Consider the following 1,334-nt stretch of genomic DNA (forward strand, 5'->3'; position numbering starts at 1 on the left):
TGATGTATGGAATCCACTCCCTCCTTAGCAATCTAGACTTAGGAGTGTGAGAAAAAACCGAGGGTTCCAATATGTTGACTAAAAATGTTATCGCTATCGACTTAGCAAAAAATGTTCTTCAAGCCTGCCATATCAGCATTCATGGTGAGCTAATGTCCAATAAACCTCTGAGTCGCCAGAAGATGAAAGAGTTCTTGGCAAAGGCTAAGCCTTCGATTGTCGCCATGGAAGGTTGTTGCGGTTGCCATTACTGGGGGCAATTAGCAGAAAAACTTGGGCATGAAGTCCGAATCATTAACCCTAAGAAGGTGAAAGGATACCTAGAAGGTCATAAAACGGATCATAATGATGCTCTCGCCATCGCTAACGCCGCTATACAAATTGGTATCAAGTACAGTCGTCCAAAGTCATTGGAACAACAAGCTATGCATTCTTTAGAAACTAGCCGTAGATTCTTATCTCGTAGTGTTGTTTCCCTAGCTCTTCACATTAGAGGGACAATTTTGGGCTACGGGATAGCAAACCCTAGAGGTGAAAAAGGCTTAAAAGCGTCGGTTCAAACCGTGCTTGATGGCGATACACCAATACCCTCCAATGTCGTATCCGTTCTGTCGATGCTTTGGGAGCAATATAAAGAACTTAAAGCAAAACTCATCGCATTCGAAAAAGAGAAAAATGCTTTAACCCGTCAGATAGAGCCGTGCCAACGATTAATGGGCATTGAAGGGGTTGGTGAAACAACTGCTGCGATGCTCTATACAACTCTTGGTGATGGAAAGCAGTTCAAGAATGGAAGACAAGCTTCAGCATTTGTTGGTCTTACACCTAAACAGCACAGTTCAGGAGGCAAAGTTTTTATGATTGGGATCGATAAATGCGGTGGTGTGAAGGAGCTACGCTCGCTTCTTTATCTTGGCGCAATGTCATACGTTGGGCGACTACCCGAAAAACCGAAGACTCAGAAGGACGCTTGGTTGAGGAACATCATAGATCGTATCGGCTTCAAGAAGGCCTGCATTGCACTGGCTAACAAAGTGGTACGTACTGCGTGGGCAATGCTTCGGTATGAGACTGAATATAAACCAGTATTACTCACTCATTAATCACTACCAAATTTTTAAATTTTACAAAATGATGATGCATAAAAGGTAAGACCAACCTACTGAGAACCTGGCCATTCTGTCATGCTGTAAAAAGCTGCTAACGCGATAAGGACAGTAGGTGCGCAAAACATCAAAGGCTAGAGGGTAGCTCCTTCAATAAGAAGCCGAATATACGACCGCATCTTAACTTTTATTGCCAAAATCACTTTGTAAATACGTGGATTCCATATA

At 42.9% G+C, this 1,334-nt stretch carries 1 protein-coding gene; it reads left to right on the forward strand.

What is annotated here, in order from left to right:
- Positions 1–71: 71 nt before the first annotated feature.
- Positions 72–1,103 carry an IS110 family transposase gene (locus AB4167_RS20620; protein ID WP_102321104.1) on the forward strand — a complete coding sequence of 344 codons (1,032 nt, stop codon included), beginning with the start codon at positions 72–74 and terminating at the stop codon, positions 1,101–1,103.
- Positions 1,104–1,334 lie beyond the last annotated feature (231 nt).

It is taken from the genome of Vibrio sp. 10N.286.49.E11 (genome assembly GCF_041469505.1).
Classification (GTDB): domain Bacteria; phylum Pseudomonadota; class Gammaproteobacteria; order Enterobacterales; family Vibrionaceae; genus Vibrio; species Vibrio crassostreae_C.